The sequence below is a fragment of the Demequina sp. NBRC 110057 genome (genome assembly GCF_002090175.1).
Lineage (GTDB): Bacteria > Actinomycetota > Actinomycetes > Actinomycetales > Demequinaceae > Demequina.
Window position 1 is genome coordinate 430,082 of sequence record NZ_BBRN01000005.1, and the last position, 16,210, is coordinate 446,291.

Here is a 16,210-nt window from a genome sequence, read left to right on the forward strand (position 1 = left end):
TGAGGCGGAGCGGGGGCGGACCCCAGCGCCTTAGTTGTCCCCGTAGACCTCAGGCTTGAGGATCGCGACAAACGGCAGCGTGCGGTAGTTCTCCGCGTAGTCGAGGCCGTAGCCCACCACGAACTCGTTGGGGATGTCGAAGCCCAGGTAGCGCACGGGGATGTCCACCTGGACGGCGTCGGGCTTGCGCAGCAGTGCGGCAACCTCGACGGACGCGGCACCGCGCGAGCGCAGGTTGCCCAGCAGCCAGTGCAGGGTGATGCCGGAGTCAATGATGTCCTCGACGATGAGGACGTGGCGACCGGTGAGGTCGGCGTCGAGGTCCTTGAGGATGCGGACCACGCCGGACGACTTGGTGCCGCTCCCGTACGACGACACTGCCATCCAGTCCATCTGCACCTGCGGGGGGAGGCGGCGCGCGAGGTCGGCCATGACCATCACGGCGCCCTTCAGCACGCCCACGAGCAGCAGCTCCTTGCCCTCGTAGTCTTCGCGCACGCGGGTGGCGATCTCGTCGAGCTTCCGACGGATCTCGTTCTCGGTGACGATGACCTTGGTGAAGTCGTCCATGTCGTACTGGGGTTCCACGGGCTTCCTTAAGGAGTAGGGCCGATGCGGCGGCGCGAGGGGTTAGGAGCGCTCGCCGAGCGTATGGGGACGGGTGATGACCAGCCTGCCATATTCACGCCTTGCCTCGTAGCCGCCCGGGAGCGAGACGGCGCCCTGACCGCGGTAGCCGACGATGAGCTGATCTACGGCGTTGACGTGTGCGGCGGTCAGCGACCCCGCGCCTCGGTGCTCGGCGAGCATCTTGATCATGCGCGAGCGGATCGCGTCGGGAAGGGCGGCGAGCATGTCGCAGCGCCACTGCTCGTCGCGCGAGGACGGTGCGGAGCCGAGCGCGGAGCGGGCCTGGCGGTCGAGTTCGTCGGCATCGGCCTGCAGCAGGGCTGCCGAGCGCGCGAGACCCGACACCACACCGGGCCCCAGTACCTCGACAAGCGCCGGCATCACCTGCGTGCGCAGCGCGGAGCGGCGGGGGCCGTCGGTGACGGAGTTGGACGGGTCGTGCCAGGGGTCGAGGCCCAGAGCCTGGCACGCGGCGACGGTGTCCTTACGCCGCAGCGACAGGAGGGGCCTCACGATCCTGCCGCGCCTGGCTGGGATGCCGGACAGCGCCCTCGCGCCAGAACCCCTGGCAAGGGCCAGCAGTACGGTCTCGGCCTGGTCGTCCATAGTGTGGCCGGTCAGCAGGTGCGGGTGGTGGCCGCCCACCTCGTCAATGCGCCTGTCGAGCGCCGCGTACCTGGCGTTGCGGGCGGCGGCCTCGAGCCCGCCGTCGCGGCCCACGGTGACGCGCTCAATAAAAACAGTGTGGATGCCGGCGCGCTTGACCTGCTCGGCGGCGCGCGCGGCGACCTCGGCGGAGCCGGGCTGGAGCCCGTGATCCACGATGATCGCGCCGGTGAGGTAGCCCTCCTTGCGGCCCACGTAGCCGGTGGCCGCGGCGAGAGCCAGGGAGTCGGGCCCGCCGGAAACGGCCACCCAGACACGAGTGCCGATGTCGCAGCCGTCCAGCGATTCGCGGACGGCATTGCGGATGGCAGCGACGGAGGGGTGCGGCCCGGTCACGCCTTCACGCTCGCGCACACCGCCGCAGTCCTATCCCTCACAGCCACATTCTGCCAGGGAGACCACCATCTCGTCGAAGGTCTGGCGGGGGCCGAAGGGGTTGTACTCCATGCCGTCGGCCATGGTCGCGAAGGCGAGGAGGCGGCCGTCGGAGGTCTGCACCGTGCCCGCGAGCGCGCTCACGCCCGTGAGCGACCCGGTCTTGGCGCGCATCTGCCCGGCGGCGGCGGTGTCGACGTAGCGGTTCTGGACGGTTCCCTCGAGCGCGCCGACGGGTAGCCAGTCGAGGATGTCCTCGGTGGCCTCGGTCGCGTAGGCGCCCACCAGGGTGGCAGTCAGCTGCGCCGGCGCAATGCGGTTCTTGTCCGAAAAGCCGGCGCCGTCGTAGAGCTTCATTCCTTCGGTGTCGACGCCGATGGCTCTGAGACCCGCCCGCGTGGCGATGGCCGCCCCCGGGGGTGTCGTGGGCTGGCCCACCTCGAGGGCATGCACCAACCCGGTGACCTCGGCGATGGTGTTGTCGGATTCGTAGAGCGTCAGCGCGGCCACCTCGGACAGCGGCGCGCCCTCGACGGAGGCGACCTCGTCCCCCACGGCCGATGCACGGGTCACGTCCCCGCTGGTGGTCACCCCACGCTCGCCCAGGCGGGCGGCAAAGACCTGGCCGGCGGCGAGCGACGGATCGTCGAAGCGCGGCGCGTAGTGGTCGTCCGTCATCCGTGCGGCGTCCACCGCGAGGCCTGTCACGGGCGCCACGTAGCCGGAGGTCAACGCGTACTCGGGCCACTCCGGGTTCACCGGCTCCGCCTCGAAGGCGGAGTCGTCGACGGCAAGCGTCACCGCGTCCGATGCGGCGTCGGGGACGGCGGCCAGGACAGCGTCCGCTAGGTCCCCGAGGCCCGCCCAGCCGTTGGCGTCCTCACCGTCGCCGCCGTGGCCGGCATCGGCAGCCAGCAGCATGTCACCGCCGGCGACGAGCGTGAGCGTGCGGGACGAGGCGTCCCACGTGACGGAGGTGACCATGCGGTAGTCGGCGCCCAGGTCGGCGACGGCCGAGACGGAGGTGAGCAGCTTGGTGGAGGAGGCGGGCACCTGGGTGTCGGCTGCGTCGAGGTCGGCGAGGACCTCGCCGGTCAGCAGGTCCACCACGGACACGTTCGTGGACTCTCCGGTGCGATCGTCGTCGCGCACGCGCTGCGCCAGCTGCTGCACCACGGACGCCGCGGGCAGGGGCGCGTCCTCGCTCACGGGCGTCACCGGGACGGGCGAGGGGGAGGCGGCAGCGACGGGCTCGGCCGTCAGGAACGCTGCGGGGGGCTGCGGCACCGGCGCCGAGGTGAGGACGCCGGGGACCACGTCGGCGGCATCGGCCACGGCGTATCCACCAAGAAGGGCCGCCACGACGACGGCCCCGACTGCTACCCTTGCGCGCACGCGGCACCCCTTTCATGGGCCACACTAGTGCCCAGCATTGTCACCGAGGACTCACAAGGACTTCTTCATGGAATTCGACGTCACCATCGAGATCCCCAAGGGATCGCGCAACAAGTACGAGGTCGATCACGAGACCGGGCGCATCCGCCTGGACCGCATGCTCTTCACGTCGACCCGCTACCCGGACGACTACGGCTTCATCGACGGCACCCTGGGCGAGGATGGCGACCCCCTCGACGTCCTGGTGCTGCTCGAGGAACCCACGTTCCCCGGCTGCCAGATCCGCTGCCGCGCGCTGGGCATGTTCCGCATGCGCGACGAGGCCGGCGGTGACGACAAGGTCCTCGCGGTCCCCGCGGGCGACCAGCGTCAGACGTGGCGGCGCGAGTTGAACGACGTCTCCGACTTCCACCGCCTGGAGGTCCAGCACTTCTTCGAGGTCTACAAGGACCTGGAGCCCGGGAAGTCGGTCGAGGGCGCCCACTGGGTGTCCCGCGAGGAGGCCGAGGCGGAGATCCAGGCCTCGTTCGACCGTGCCAAGGGCACCTCGTTCGAGCACATGAATCCCCTGGTGCCGCCGCCGGGCCACTGATTTCTCTAAGCTGACGCGAAAGGCGCCGCTCCCCCGCGTGGGGAGCGGCGCCTTTTGCGTGGCGCTAGGCGTGTCCTACGGACGACCCACGTATGGCATCAGGTGAGCGGTGCCCCAGCCGTACAGCGAGCGGACCTTCGCCGTGTGCCCCGGCGTCGTGGCCTCCATGACCTGGCCATTGCCGATGTACATTGCGACGTGATAGATCGATCCGGCCGAGCCGTTGGAGCTGTAGAAGACCAGGTCGCCCGCGCGGATTTGCGAGTAGGAAACGTGGGCAACGTTGTTGTACTGGGTGCGCGACGATCGAGTGATGTACTCGCCCGCCTGGCTCCAGGCCATCATCGTGAGACCCGAGCAGTCGTAGGCAGGGCCGGTGCCACCCAGGAGGTACGACGCCCCGGTCTTCGTCACCGCCCATGCGGCGGCGCTGCGCCCCTGCGCGGCCGTGGAGCTCCACGACTGCGACGGGGTCTCGGGCTCGGGCTCTGCCGTCTCGGTGGGCTTCGGCTGCGAGGTTTCCGTCGGCTTCGGCGTCGAGGTCTCCGACGGCTCGGGGTCCGACGTCTCGGTTGGCCTGGGCGTGGAGGTCGTCGTCGGCTTCGGCGTGCTGGTGGGCTTGGAGGATGACGTCGGCTTGGGGCTCGAGGTCGACGTCGAGGTCGGCTTCGGCGTCGACGTGGTCGTCGAGTTCGAGCCGCCGGTCGACGAGTCCGTGTCCCCACCCACCTCGTGGTCCACCTCGATCACGTAGTCCTGCGCGGCCAGGCGTTCCTGCTCGGCCTCGAAGGCCGCCTGCTCGCGGGCGGCGCGCTCGGCGGCCAGGCCGTCTTGGCGCTCCTGCTCAAGGTCCTCGGTCACTCCGCGCAGCTCGGCGAGCTTGGTGACGGCGGCGCCGCGCGCCACCTCGGCGTCGGAGACTGCCTGGTCGGCCGATGCCCTGGCGGCGTTCGCGGTGTCGAGCGCTTCCGCCGCGGCCTTCTCGGCGTCCGCGGCCTTGACGGCGGCCTTGTCGGCGTAGTCGCGGGTGGTGGTGGCGACCAGCTCGGCGGCCGAGACCTCCTGGACGGTCACGTCCGCCTTCGCGGAGGCCTGGTTGACGGCCTCGGTGCGGGAGATGACGTCGTCGAAGCCATCGGCCTGGGTGATCGCCTCGAGCGAGCCCATCGAACCGGCGTTCTTGTACGACTGCATGGCGGAGCCGGCCAAGCCACGGCGGGCGAGCGCGAGGGCGGCGTCGGCGTCGTCTGCGCGCTTCTCGGCCTCGGCCAGTTCCGACTTCGCGGTGTCGGCGGTGTCGAGGGCCACCTGGTAGTCCTCGGCCGCGGTCATCGAGGCGACCTCGGCGTCCTGCAGCGCGGATTCAAGTGAAGCGATGGCGGCGTCAAGGGAGGCGACCGATGCGGCGGCGCCGTCGGCAGCGTCGCGGGCAGCGGCGATCTGGTCCTCGCCGGGGTAGTCGTCGGCCACGGCGGCGCCACCGGTGGTGATGCTGAAGCCGGTGATGGTCAGGCCGATCACGGCGAAGGGCACCACGGCGCGGTGCGCCGAACGGCGAGCGGCGGCGTAGCGGGCCATCGTTCTCGCTTCCTGAGTCGTCACGTCTGTCACATGTGTCACATGCGAAGCAATCGCTCACACTATAAACATCTGTCCCACGGCGCGCCAACCCCCTGTGACGCTTCCGACGCCGCATCCTGAAGTGTCGTGGCGCCTGCGCCCGCGTGCCCTAGGGTGGCGAGCATGGATGACGACGGCATCGAATCGGACGCCTACGCCGCTGATCAGGGGCCGGGGGAGGGCGTCTTGATCCCCGCCTCGGCCGCGTGGCGCGAGGGCGACCACCCCGGCCACCGCCAGTTCTTCGCCCTGGGCGACCTGCCGCTTGAGGCGGACCCCATGGGCGTGTTGCCACACGTCACCATGGCCTACGAGACGTGGGGCGAGCTCAACGCCGCCCGCGATAACGCCGTCTATATTGCGCACGCGCTGACGGGCGACAGTCACGTGTTCGGCCCCGCCGAGCCCGGCCACCACACGGGCGGCTGGTGGCATGCATTCGTCGGGCCCGGCAAGCCGATCGACCCCGAGCGTCACTTCATCGTGTCCGCGAACGTCATCGGCGGGTGCCAGGGATCGACCGGCCCTGCCTCGGCGCACCCGGAGGATGGGCAGCCCTGGGGTTCGCGCTTCCCCTACGTGACGATGCGGGACATGGTCGCGGCGGAGATCCGCCTCGCCGACCACCTGGGAATCGACCGCTGGCGGCTCATCGCCGGACCCTCCATGGGCGGAATGCGCGCCATCGAGTGGGCCGTGACGGTGCCGGAGCGCGTGGGTGCCATCGCTCCCGTGGGATCCACCGCAGCCGTCACCGCCGACCAGATCGCGTGGTCCACGGCCCAACTCGCGGCCATCACGGCCGACCCCAAGTTCCGCGACGGCGACTACTACGGAGCTGCAGACGGCGACGGACCCCACGTGGGCATCGGCATCGCCCGCATGATTGCGCACACCAACTACCGCAGCGAGGGCGAGCTCGCCGACCGTTTCGGACGGCGCTACCAGGGAGACACGGACCCCCTCGGCAAAGGCGGACTGTTCGCCATCCAGTCGTATCTGCAGCACCACGCGCGCAAGCTTGCGCGGCGCTTCGACGCCAATACGTATGTGCGTCTGTCGCAGGCAATCCAGTCTCACGACGTGGGCCGTGGACGCGGCGGCGTCGAGACTGCGCTCGCGCGCTATACCGGGCCGGCGCTCGTGGTGGCTGTCGACTCGGACCGGCTCTATCCACTCAAGAACTCGATCGCGCTGGATCGTGGCTTCGCCGGGTCCAACGGCGTCAAGGTGGTCCACTCCCCTGTGGGCCACGACGGGTTCTTGGTGGAATCGGGGCAGCTCAACGCTTTCATATCGGAGTTCGAGGTGAGCCTGTAGCCACCCTGGGCACGTCTCGCGGCACGCTCCATCCTCGCGGCCGCGGCGGCTACCGTCCGGGGTTCCACCGCAATGCGGTGCTCACCAACGCATCGACCCGTGCCAGCGCGTGCGCACGTCGCGTACTCGCGATCACCAGCGCGACATACGCCGTGAGCGCCGCCGCAGAGACCGCGCTCAACCACACGAGAGTGGCGACGCCATGCGCGAGCAGCAGGACCAGAATGCTCGCACCAGCGCGTGCGACGTCGACCCCGATCCGCAGCGACGACGGCACCATCATGCTGGTCATGCGATCGATGGGAGAGAACGCGACGAGCGTCGGCAGATACACGCACAGCCCGATGATGACGGCGGCCGCTGTCGTGTCGGGAACGGAAGCCCGGTTCCACCACAGCACGAGCGACAGCGTGCTCGCGTAGATCGCGAGGACGCCGACCATCGCGAACCCCGCACGCCGAAAGACGTCCCCCGATCCGGCACCGCGACGTCGCATCGACGTCGCGGTCGCGGCATCGATGCCGACACCAAAGACCTGACCGCCAATGGTTTGAGCGCCAGATGCCATCCTCACAGCGAGCGCCCACGTCTCCGCAAACACACCCAAGCCCGCGGTCGCCATCGCGGCGACCTGCGAACTCACCGTCGAGAGCGCTTGCGACACCACCACCCGCGAGACCGCTCGTGGCACACCGCCGTGACCAGCGCCCTCGACGTCACGCAGAACTTCACCTCGTATTGCCGCGAGGAGAGTCACGGACCCCACCAGGTAGGACACGACGACGACGGCGGCAAACACCGCCATGGATGCCCCAGTCAGCAATGCGACGAGGGTTCCCGCGAAGAGCACGAGGGCGTACACCAGGCGACCGGACATCACTGCCGTCACGGCGCCCACCCTGACCCCAGCCGTCATCGCCAATTGGAACGCGCCCATGGCCCCCGTCAACGAGGCGACGGCGACCAGATAGCTCGCCACACCGCCGAGCCCGACAACACCGAGCACCGCACCGACAGTGAGCACCCCGATCATCGCCACGCCGGTCACCGTCACCGCGGCACGTACCGCGCGTCGTGCCGCGCCGCCTTCCGCCTCAAGCGGCAACCGCACCGCGGCGCCAAGCAAAGTCACATGGAGCGCGATGGTCGCCGGCGCCGTCACCCCGAGGAGGTACACGAGCACCTCGGGCTGACGGAGTATCGCGGGCAGTACGCCTGCCAGGAACGTGACGACCTGAGCGAGGAAACCTATTCCAAGCCCCACCCCAGCGACGGCTCTCACTGCGGCTCCGGGGTGTCCGTGACTGCTCGCTTGACTGCCTCGCGCCAGCGCGCCCGCGTGGCGGCGATCGCAGCGTGAGCCGAGGCGCGAATCGAGTCCCTCGCCGCGAGGTCCAACACTGCACCCACCTCCTCCAGGAGGTCCCTCGGTCCTCCACTCGTCGCGACCCGCCCGCATGCGAGATCACTGACCTGCTCCACGAGCCCGCCGACAGGCGTGACGACAACGGGGACGCCGAGCTCCGCAGCCAGCGGAATCACCCCGCTCTGGCTCGCTTCCGTGTAGGGAAGCAAGAGCACGTCGAAGCCCTCCAAGACCCGCGCAAGATCCGCGTTCGCCACCCAACCGATCTGCCACTGTGCGTGTCGCCCCAGCGCCGTGTCGGCCCACCGGGATTCGGGTCCGTTTCCGACGATGCGGAACTCCCACGGTAGGCCGATGCGATGAGCCTCGCGCGCACAGGCAAGGAATTGCGACAGGCCTTTGTATTGCTCCAACCGGCCAAAGAACCCCACCACGGGAGTCGGCCCTGGAGCGCGGCGCCCCGCCACGCGCGTTCCTGTCGACTCACGCAGCACTGAACTCGGAGGGAGCGCACCCACCACGACGGGCGCCGAGAAGCCCTGCGCCTGCAACTGCAGCGCCACTGCCCGCGACAGCACGAGCGCACGGTCCGCGCGGCGATACTCGAGGCGCTGTCCGACGGCCGCCACGGGGTGACCGCTACCGGGGTGATCGACCGCGTCGTGAACCACGACGACGTACTCATGCGCGCGCCTCACGGCGAGCGGCACCACGAGGGATTGGTAGATCGACGTCATCGCATTGATCACGACGACGCGCCGCCCCGGCGGGGCGAGGCGCCGCACCCGCCACCACATCTGAGCGAGCCGCCATCCGTTGCCCACCACGCCCGCGGCCGACCGATACGTTCGCTGAGTCACCACCCGCACGCCGAGGTCTGCGTACCGATCGACGTTGTCGGCCTCCGCGTTCACGTACACCGCGACGTGCTGCGCCCCCATGAGTGCGACAAGCTCCGCGGTCAGGTCGAGACAGAATGCCGGCCCACCACCGTGGCGGCCCAAGTGAACCACCACGAAGAGGGGCCCGGCACCAGCATCGCTCTCACCACCAGGCATCTAGTGCCGTCCGCTCGGAGAACGACCGTGCGAGTCACGCATCCGCACGTGCCGCCGCGTTCGGCGCCGCCCGAACTCGACGTCCCGATGCCTCGTTGTCACCACATAAAGCAGCAGAGGCAGGAGGGGTGCGAGATGCCGCACGGCCGATCCGTAATCGGGCTCAAAGATCCCCTGGACGAGCACGAACGCGAGGCACAACGCGACCGCGCGGTCGAAGCCAGGCTCGACGCCGCGCCTCCCCGACGTCGTCAACGCCGCACGATAGAACCCCACCCACAACGCGGTGAGGAAACCTGCCACGCCGACGTACAACAGGCCTCCCCCTATTGCCAGCACGACAGGGAACTGCAGGTTGACCTCCACCAGCAGGAGGTTCGCCACGTCGGCGACGAAATTGTCGCCCGGGACTATCGGGTCGATGCGTGATCCAGTGTCGGCGCGCACATCCATGAGATTCACCTGCTCACGAAAATGTTCGACCTCGACACCCAGGAAAAGGGGAAACAGCCACACCGCGGCGATCACGAAGCCGACAAGCATGACGGCGAGCGACGTGAGCGTGGGACGCACCTTGAAGACGATGGAGGCGACTCGAATGAGCGCGTAAACGGCAACGACCATCCACCAATAGGTGCGGAAGATGGCCGCATATGCCATGAGCGCGGCCATCACAGCAACCTCGCCCTTCGCCATGTGGCGACGCGTCGCGAGGAGTGGATACACCACCACGAGCAGCACGAAAATATCCTTCGAGAACCTCCCCAAGTACACCGCGCCGAGGATGACGCAGCCGCACATCAGCATCACGAGATAGAGAGAGAACCGGTCGCCCAGCGCGGTGAACTGCGATCCCACGGAAAGCGCGACAGCGAAGGCCACAAAACCCAGCAGCCCGGCAAGGAGCGGCCTGTCCGCCAGTCCCACATACCGGTAGATCTCGCCCACGCGTTGAAACGAAGGGTCATGCGCATAACTTTGAGTGCCTTGAGCGACGCCCTGAATCTTCACCTCATCGAACGAATAGTGATCGGGGAGCAGGTTCTGCCCGGCGAGCACGAACGCGATGGCGAATCCCGCAAGAACCATCAGGCCGCCAAGCCACAATCCTTGGACCTGCGCGGCGCCGCGACCGCTCGCCGCCACCGGCCGCCATGAGCGGCGCGTCATCGCGTCACTACGCATCACGTCCATATGCCCTTCGAAGTGCCTCGTCGAGCTCGACGCGAGTCGGCACGTGCCCGCCGCCGCCGACGACGGTTTCGGGTTCCGCCAGAGCCCGAGCAATGGCCTGTGCCGCCTCGTCCACTGAATGGACCTTGGTCATCGTCTCCCACGCGAAGCACCTAATATCGCGCACCACCACCGGCACCCGACGCGCGCGAGCATCAAGGACAGCGATGGGATATCCCTCGAACGCCGCGCAATGGAAATACACCGACGCGGCGTCAAGTTCACGCCGGACTCCGTCTGGCTTGAGCCATCCGGTCACCCGCACGCCTGCGTGCGCGAGCACCTCGCGATGACGCGGTTCCCCGTCTCCCACCCACACAAACTCAAGAGTGCTGCCCGACCCCACCAGACACCGGGTGGCTCGCGCGACCGACGCAAAGAACTGCGGGTCCTTCTGCGGAGCAATGCGGCCAATCATCACGATCCGCCGGCCCGTCGTCCTGTCCTCAAGCTCGGAGCGCGGGTTCGTGCGAATCGGCACGGTAGGGACATTGGGCACGACGACCACGCTCCGATTGCCCAGCCGTGCGGCGGCGTCCGCCTCCGCCCTCCCGACGACGGCGCACACCTGCCGATCACGCCCCACGCGGGCCAGAATGCGTTCCGCCATACGGTAGACGTGCCGTGCAGCGACCCCTCGAGTCTCATCTTCATGCGCGTAGCCGTGCGGCTGGTAGACGACGACTCGGGCGGTGCCCCATAAGGCGATGCGGCCGACCGCGCCCGCGAGACTCGAATGAAGGTGCACGACATCCGGATTCGCGGCGCGCGCCGCTCGACGGACCTGGAGTGCGGCACGCACCGGGCCGTTGCCCAACCGGGCGGCCCTGCCCGCGAAAACTCCGGGAGGCTCCTCTGGCCCGCTCCACAGCAAGTGATGCTCGGCCCACGGCGTCGCCTCGACAATATTGGCGACCGCGCGTGCCACGCCGCCGCCATGCGCACGCGTCACATGAAGCACTGACATCGGTGGCACAGGGCGTTCCTCCTCGAACCGTTCCGAGTTCCGCCCCCTCCGCGGTGGAACCGGCTACCTGGAAACTGCGGTTTCAGACTAACGTCCGGAATCCCCGCTGCCCAGGGCGAATGTGCGCTTCCGGCGACTTCGAGTAAGGCCACAGGAATGCCATACGCCGCAGACAGCGGCGCGTGTCATGCACATGAACGCCGCACCGTCGCCTGGCACAATGGCGTCCACCAATCGCTTTAGGGGAGAGAGTGTCGGCGTGGATATCCAGGAATACCTCAAGGCACTCCGCAAAAGCTGGATCATCATCGTCGCATTCACGGTGCTCGGAACCGCCTTGGGAGTGACGTTCGGCCTCGTTGCGACGCCGACATATACGGCGTCGTCCAAGGTCTTTGTCTCGACCTCCCACACGGACTCCGTCTCCGACCTCCAACAGGGAAACAGCTTTACCACGCAACGCGTGGCGACATACATCGATCTGATTCACACGACTGCGGTGCTGCAACCCACCGCAGAGGCGCTCGGCATCGACATCTCGACCAGCGGATTGCGCGAGATGATTTTCGCCTCGGCGCCGATCAATACGTCAGTGATCGACATTACGGCCACGAACGAAGACCCGGCCTTTGCCGCATCACTCGCTACCGAGACCGCGCGCTCGCTGATCGCGCTGGTCGAGGAGATCGAGGCGAACGACTCGACTGCCGAATCACCCATCCGTTTGTCGCTGGTCGAGGAAGCGTCGGTTCCGGACTCACCCACATCGCCGCGTCTGCCCTTGAATATCGCCGTGGGTTTCATCATCGGGCTATCGCTCGGAGTCGGCACCGCACTCGCCCGGCGCGCGCTCGACACGCGAGTCCACAATGAATTCGACGTGGAGTCGATGACGTCGGCGCCGGTCGTCGGGGGAATCGTTTACGACGCGAAGGCGTCGGAGGTTCCTCTAGCCGTCAGCGCCGACCCGCACAGCCCGCGCGCCGAGAGTTTCCGCACCATGCGTTCGAATCTCCAGTTTCTCGATGCCGGCCGCCACCGAACCTTTGTCGTGACGAGCGCCCTGCCTGGCGAGGGCAAGAGCACCACCGCCGCGAACCTCGCGATCGCGCTGGCTGACGCTGGAGCGCGGGTGCTGTTGGTGGGCGCGGACCTTCGCAAACCTCGCATGGCTGAGTACATGGGCATCGAGGGAGGCCTGGGCCTGACCGACGTCCTTGTCGGACACGTCGCGCTGGCCGACGCGACGCAACGGTGGGGTCGGACCGACCTCCATCTCCTCCCTGCGGGAGCCGTTCCGCCGAACCCTTCCGAACTCTTAGGGTCAACGGCCATGGCCGAACTCATCGAGCACATGCAGGCGGAGTATGACGCGGTGCTGTTCGACGGTGCACCCATCCTCCCGGTCACCGACTCCGCAGTACTCGCCAGGCTCGCGGGAGGCACGCTTGTCCTCTGCGCTGCGGGACGAACAAAGATGCGTCAACTTGAGGGCGCGCTCGGCGCCCTCGAGAACGTCGGTGCGCCGGTGTCAGGCATCGCCCTCACCATGCTGCCGACGAAGGGGCCGGATGCACATGGCTACGGCCGCTATGGCTACGCGTCGGTGACGTAGCGCGGCACTCCGGCGCCGCTCAGCAGCGCCCCTGAGAGACGCCCCGGCGCACCGTGGGAGTGTCGGCATGTGCCCCGGGAGTCACCACAACGTCGCCGCGCCGCAGGTCCGCAGTCGTCGCCGTCAAGCCATACGACAGGACGACAGACTCCCCTGGAGACAAGGTGACCGTCGTGGAGAGGACCAGGCGCCCATCGTGACTCTCGCTGTTGAGTGATGCCATGGCGTCGTCTTCCTGTGCCGATGCCAGCACGAGGCCCGTTGGCGGGTAGACCAGGACGTTGACCTGCATGTCACCCTCGGGCACGTACTCGCCGGCTCCCGAGACGTACTTCGGGAGTTCCGTCACGTCTCCGTCGTAGGTGTGGGACAGGCGAATGGTGACGTCTTGCCCCGAGAGCTCGCCGTCACCACACACCAGTTCTGACACCGATACGTCGTTCCTGAGGTAGTACCCGATCTTCGAGCCCGAACCATCGTTGATAAAGACGCCCAAGGCATCGGGCTCGTCGCGCCACGATGCCGCGAGAGGTAACCCACGAAGGATGTCCTGCTCGTCCTCGTGCGCGCTCCACACGAGGAGGCGCTGCTCGCCGACGGCGCGCGCCGCCCCATCGATGACGGCGGTCTCGCCCGACATCAACGTGTCGAACAACGCCCGCCCCGCCATCGCAAAGAAGGCATCCGAGCCCTCGTTGGTGGGGTACTGCCAGTACACCTCGCTCAGCATCACTCGCGCGACGGTCTCGGACGACATCTGGATGTCTCCGATGCTGAACGGAGTCATTCCTGCGAGCATGTACTCGAGCGCGACCGGATCAACCGAGACCACCCCATCGGGTTGCACGCCCGTCTCCCGTTTCCAGAACGCCGCCATCAACTGCGCAGCACGAGAAAAGTCGGGGGTAAAGTTCACGTCCTGGGGGAAACGCGCCATCCTCGCCGAAAAGATACGCCTCTCGTCCTCGGTGAGTGCGGCAACGTCCTGTGACGTGTCGGCCATGCTCGCGGCCGCCACATACTCGCCGACGGAGAAACGCCCGTCGTCGACGGTCAGCCCCATCACTGCACCGGGGATGCCACCAGACGTGCGCGGCTCGGCGTTGTTCTGAATCATCACCACGTATTGGCGCGGCCCCTCCCCTCCGAGCACGGCGGGCAACACCTCGGCGGTCGCGTGGGCGGCATCGACGAGGCTGGCGACCTCGGAAACCTCTCCCGATAACCGTTCGAAGGGTAACCGGACCCTCGCCAGGGTCGAGTCGAGCTCGGTCGCGGCCAGCACGGTGGCCTGCTCGTCAAGCACAGCGGCGGCGGCGGCAAGCACGTCACGATAAGGCTCCAGGGCATCGGGGTCGACCCGTCCGTTGACGACCGCGGGCGACTCGAGGAGCGCGAGCCCACCGGCGTCGACGAGTGGGACCGCAGCATCGTCGGCAATCGCGCGAACCGCCTGGGATGCGCGCTGGAGCGGGACGACCTGGTCACCGAGCCACGGCACGCGAGCAGCGACCCACCAATGCGGTCCGTGGACGGCAGCGTCGAATTGCTGCGCCGATTCCTGCAACCCCTCCACGGCTTCGAGGAGCGAACCCTCGTCGCGCGCCTCGACCGCATCGGACAGCGCGCTCGCGCGAGCCTCAAGATCGGCCGTCGCGACGGCCGCACGGTACCCGTCGTACGCCGTGACCCCGATGATCACGGCAACGCCCAGCCCCAAGGCCGCCCCGACCCATCGACGACGCGGGCTCTTGGTACGCGGCTCGCGAGCGACTAGGTTGGGCACCATTCTCCTGCTCCTTCGCGGGGCCGCTCAAGGGGGCCGAACCGTGGTCAAGATCGTCGCCGTGTGCACCGGCAATCTCTGCCGTTCACCCGTCGCTGCTCTGTTGCTCAGACACTACCTGGAGGGTGTGGCGAGCGTCTCGAGCGCCGGCACGCACGCGCTGATCGGGGAGCCGATACCCGTGACCTTGCTCGGTTTGCTTCGCGCTGACGGAGTGGACGGTGACCACCATCGCGCACGACAACTGTCGCTCTCGGACGTCGAGGAGGCGGACCTGGTGATCGCTTTGGCGGCTGAGCATCGGAGGCGCATCGTCCGTGAATTCCCGCGCGTGCTCCGTCGGACCTTCTTGCTCGACGAGATCGCGCGCGCTGCTCGGGCGAACGCTGAGCTCGATGGCGCCTCGCTCGAGACGCGACTCGCGACGATTCCCCTAGCGCTTGAGGCGTTTCGCCCCCGGCTGGCAGGAGCGCCCGTGCTCGACATTCCCGATCCTTACGGCGGGAGCCGAGACGCCTACCGCCATGCGTACGATGCCATCGCCGAACGCGCGCGTGCCATCTCCGCGTGGGTTGCGGACTGACGTCCGCTCAACCGGCATCAACGGGCGGCCCCTGGCCCAGCCACGAACAGGCCCATCGGGAGTCGTCTGCGGCACAACCGACCGCACCAGTGATGTAGGCGTCAGACATGATGTTCGCCTCGTGCCCGGGCGACTCCATCCACCGCGCCACCACCTCTGCGGCCGTGGCGCTGGACAGCGACAGGTTCTCGCCGGCCATCGCCTTCGCCGCACACGGCGCCTGCAGAGGTTGATGCTCTAGCGTGCCGGAATCCCTCACGGCTTCCGCGCGCTCGACCGCCACGCTCGCGACGCAGTCCTGCCACTCGAGGGGCGCAAGGCCTCCAGCGACGCGCTCGGCATTGGCGCCGTCAAACAGCTCGCGGGCAAACGTCCCTGCCTCCGAGGCCTGGGGGGCCGCCGCCTGACCAGCACATGAGGCCGTCGAGGCCGCCACGATCACGGCCACGAGGCACCCTCGCAGCGCCCTCTTCGTCACGGACTGTATCCCTGGAAGATCATCGAACACGCCATTCCCGCCACGTCTTCATCGCCTTCCGCCACGCGCGAGTTGTCGGCCGCGGCTACCGGCACGCATCCCACCCCCGCGACGACGAATGCGGGATCGACGAGATTAGGCTGTTGCGTCGCTTCCCCAGCCCACATGTCCACCACCTGCGACGGGCTCTGGTCCGACCGTGCGATGTTCTCGCCGGCATAGTCGTAGTCACCGCAGTCGGCAGGGAGGTCCTCCTGCGGCACCTCGGTGGCGCCCGGCAGGCTCGCGGCGCGGGAACGCGCGTGGCCGACGAGACAGTCGCTCAACTCAAGGGACGACACATTCTCGGCGAATCTCAAGGCGTTCACCTGGTCGAGGACCTGCGTCTCGAATTCCGCAGCGGACGGCAAATCGACCGCAGCGGACGACTGGGTACACGCAGTGAGCGCGGCAGCCGCGGTCAGAACCATAAGGAGACGGGCACGGTGAGGCACCGCCCTAGCCTACGGCCCTACCCGTGTCGAGC

15 protein-coding genes are annotated in these 16,210 nt (G+C 68.1%); 4 read left to right on the forward strand and 11 right to left on the reverse strand.

Annotated elements, in window-relative coordinates; all coding sequences use genetic code 11:
• Positions 1 to 30: 30 nt before the first annotated feature.
• The 3 genes from hpt to dacB are packed head-to-tail and all read right to left on the reverse strand — an operon-like array spanning position 31 to position 3,066.
• Positions 31 to 570 carry a hypoxanthine phosphoribosyltransferase gene (gene hpt / locus B7K26_RS10460; RefSeq protein ID WP_084079217.1) on the reverse strand — a complete coding sequence of 180 codons (540 nt, stop codon included), beginning with the start codon at positions 568 to 570 and terminating at the stop codon, positions 31 to 33.
• A 60-nt stretch (positions 571 to 630) separates the two neighbouring features.
• Entirely contained in the window at positions 631 to 1,632 is a 1,002-nt protein-coding gene (gene tilS, locus B7K26_RS10465; protein ID WP_084079218.1) for a tRNA lysidine(34) synthetase TilS, read from the reverse strand.
• 30 nt (positions 1,633 to 1,662) lie between these two features.
• On the reverse strand, positions 1,663 to 3,066 hold the full coding sequence (gene dacB, locus B7K26_RS10470) for a D-alanyl-D-alanine carboxypeptidase/D-alanyl-D-alanine-endopeptidase (protein WP_084079121.1): 1,404 nt from the start codon (positions 3,064 to 3,066) through the stop codon (positions 1,663 to 1,665).
• 67 nt (positions 3,067 to 3,133) lie between these two features.
• On the opposite strand from dacB, the gene B7K26_RS10475 reads away from it, so the two are divergent.
• Complete coding sequence (locus B7K26_RS10475; protein WP_084079122.1) at positions 3,134 to 3,658, forward strand: inorganic diphosphatase; 525 nt, start codon at positions 3,134 to 3,136, stop codon at positions 3,656 to 3,658.
• A 75-nt stretch (positions 3,659 to 3,733) separates the two neighbouring features.
• On the opposite strand, the gene B7K26_RS10480 is transcribed toward B7K26_RS10475, so the two are convergent.
• Positions 3,734 to 5,236 carry an NlpC/P60 family protein gene (locus B7K26_RS10480; RefSeq protein ID WP_084079123.1) on the reverse strand — a complete coding sequence of 501 codons (1,503 nt, stop codon included), beginning with the start codon at positions 5,234 to 5,236 and terminating at the stop codon, positions 3,734 to 3,736.
• 165 nt (positions 5,237 to 5,401) lie between these two features.
• Between B7K26_RS10480 and B7K26_RS10485 the strand changes: the two genes are divergently transcribed.
• Positions 5,402 to 6,598, forward strand: coding sequence for a homoserine O-acetyltransferase (locus B7K26_RS10485; RefSeq protein ID WP_084079124.1), 1,197 nt, complete (start codon positions 5,402 to 5,404; stop codon positions 6,596 to 6,598).
• A gap of 49 nt (positions 6,599 to 6,647) precedes the next feature.
• Here the strand turns inward: B7K26_RS10485 and B7K26_RS10490 are convergent, their stop codons facing one another.
• The 4 genes from B7K26_RS10490 to B7K26_RS10505 form a co-directional block, all read right to left on the reverse strand.
• Positions 6,648 to 7,880: a hypothetical protein gene (locus B7K26_RS10490; RefSeq protein ID WP_143340652.1), complete on the reverse strand. Its 1,233-nt coding sequence runs from the start codon at positions 7,878 to 7,880 to the stop codon at positions 6,648 to 6,650.
• Positions 7,877 to 8,905 carry a glycosyltransferase gene (locus tag B7K26_RS10495; RefSeq protein WP_159449671.1) on the reverse strand — a complete coding sequence of 343 codons (1,029 nt, stop codon included), beginning with the start codon at positions 8,903 to 8,905 and terminating at the stop codon, positions 7,877 to 7,879. The genes B7K26_RS10490 and B7K26_RS10495 overlap by 4 nt, the downstream gene beginning before the upstream one ends.
• Before the next feature lie 117 nt (positions 8,906 to 9,022).
• Entirely contained in the window at positions 9,023 to 10,216 is a 1,194-nt protein-coding gene (locus B7K26_RS10500) for a hypothetical protein (RefSeq protein ID WP_084079127.1), read from the reverse strand.
• Positions 10,200 to 11,183 carry a glycosyltransferase gene (locus B7K26_RS10505; protein ID WP_159449672.1) on the reverse strand — a complete coding sequence of 328 codons (984 nt, stop codon included), beginning with the start codon at positions 11,181 to 11,183 and terminating at the stop codon, positions 10,200 to 10,202. The genes B7K26_RS10500 and B7K26_RS10505 overlap by 17 nt, the downstream gene beginning before the upstream one ends.
• Before the next feature lie 298 nt (positions 11,184 to 11,481).
• Between B7K26_RS10505 and B7K26_RS10510 the strand changes: the two genes are divergently transcribed.
• Positions 11,482 to 12,837 (forward strand): polysaccharide biosynthesis tyrosine autokinase, encoded by a 1,356-nt coding sequence (locus tag B7K26_RS10510; protein WP_084079129.1) that lies wholly within the window; start codon positions 11,482 to 11,484, stop codon positions 12,835 to 12,837.
• 19 nt (positions 12,838 to 12,856) lie between these two features.
• Here the strand turns inward: B7K26_RS10510 and B7K26_RS10515 are convergent, their stop codons facing one another.
• Entirely contained in the window at positions 12,857 to 14,626 is a 1,770-nt protein-coding gene (locus tag B7K26_RS10515) for a DUF4012 domain-containing protein (protein ID WP_084079130.1), read from the reverse strand.
• Positions 14,627 to 14,666: 40 nt separating this feature from the next.
• On the opposite strand from B7K26_RS10515, the gene B7K26_RS10520 reads away from it, so the two are divergent.
• Positions 14,667 to 15,206, forward strand: coding sequence for a low molecular weight phosphatase family protein (locus tag B7K26_RS10520; RefSeq protein WP_159449673.1), 540 nt, complete (start codon positions 14,667 to 14,669; stop codon positions 15,204 to 15,206).
• 7 nt (positions 15,207 to 15,213) lie between these two features.
• Here B7K26_RS10520 and B7K26_RS10525 read toward each other — a convergent pair whose 3' ends face one another.
• Both B7K26_RS10525 and B7K26_RS10530 read right to left on the reverse strand, forming a co-directional pair.
• On the reverse strand, positions 15,214 to 15,684 hold the full coding sequence (locus tag B7K26_RS10525; RefSeq protein WP_159449674.1) for a CAP domain-containing protein: 471 nt from the start codon (positions 15,682 to 15,684) through the stop codon (positions 15,214 to 15,216).
• Positions 15,681 to 16,154 (reverse strand): CAP domain-containing protein, encoded by a 474-nt coding sequence (locus tag B7K26_RS10530; protein WP_084079132.1) that lies wholly within the window; start codon positions 16,152 to 16,154, stop codon positions 15,681 to 15,683. The genes B7K26_RS10525 and B7K26_RS10530 overlap by 4 nt, the downstream gene beginning before the upstream one ends.
• Positions 16,155 to 16,210 lie beyond the last annotated feature (56 nt).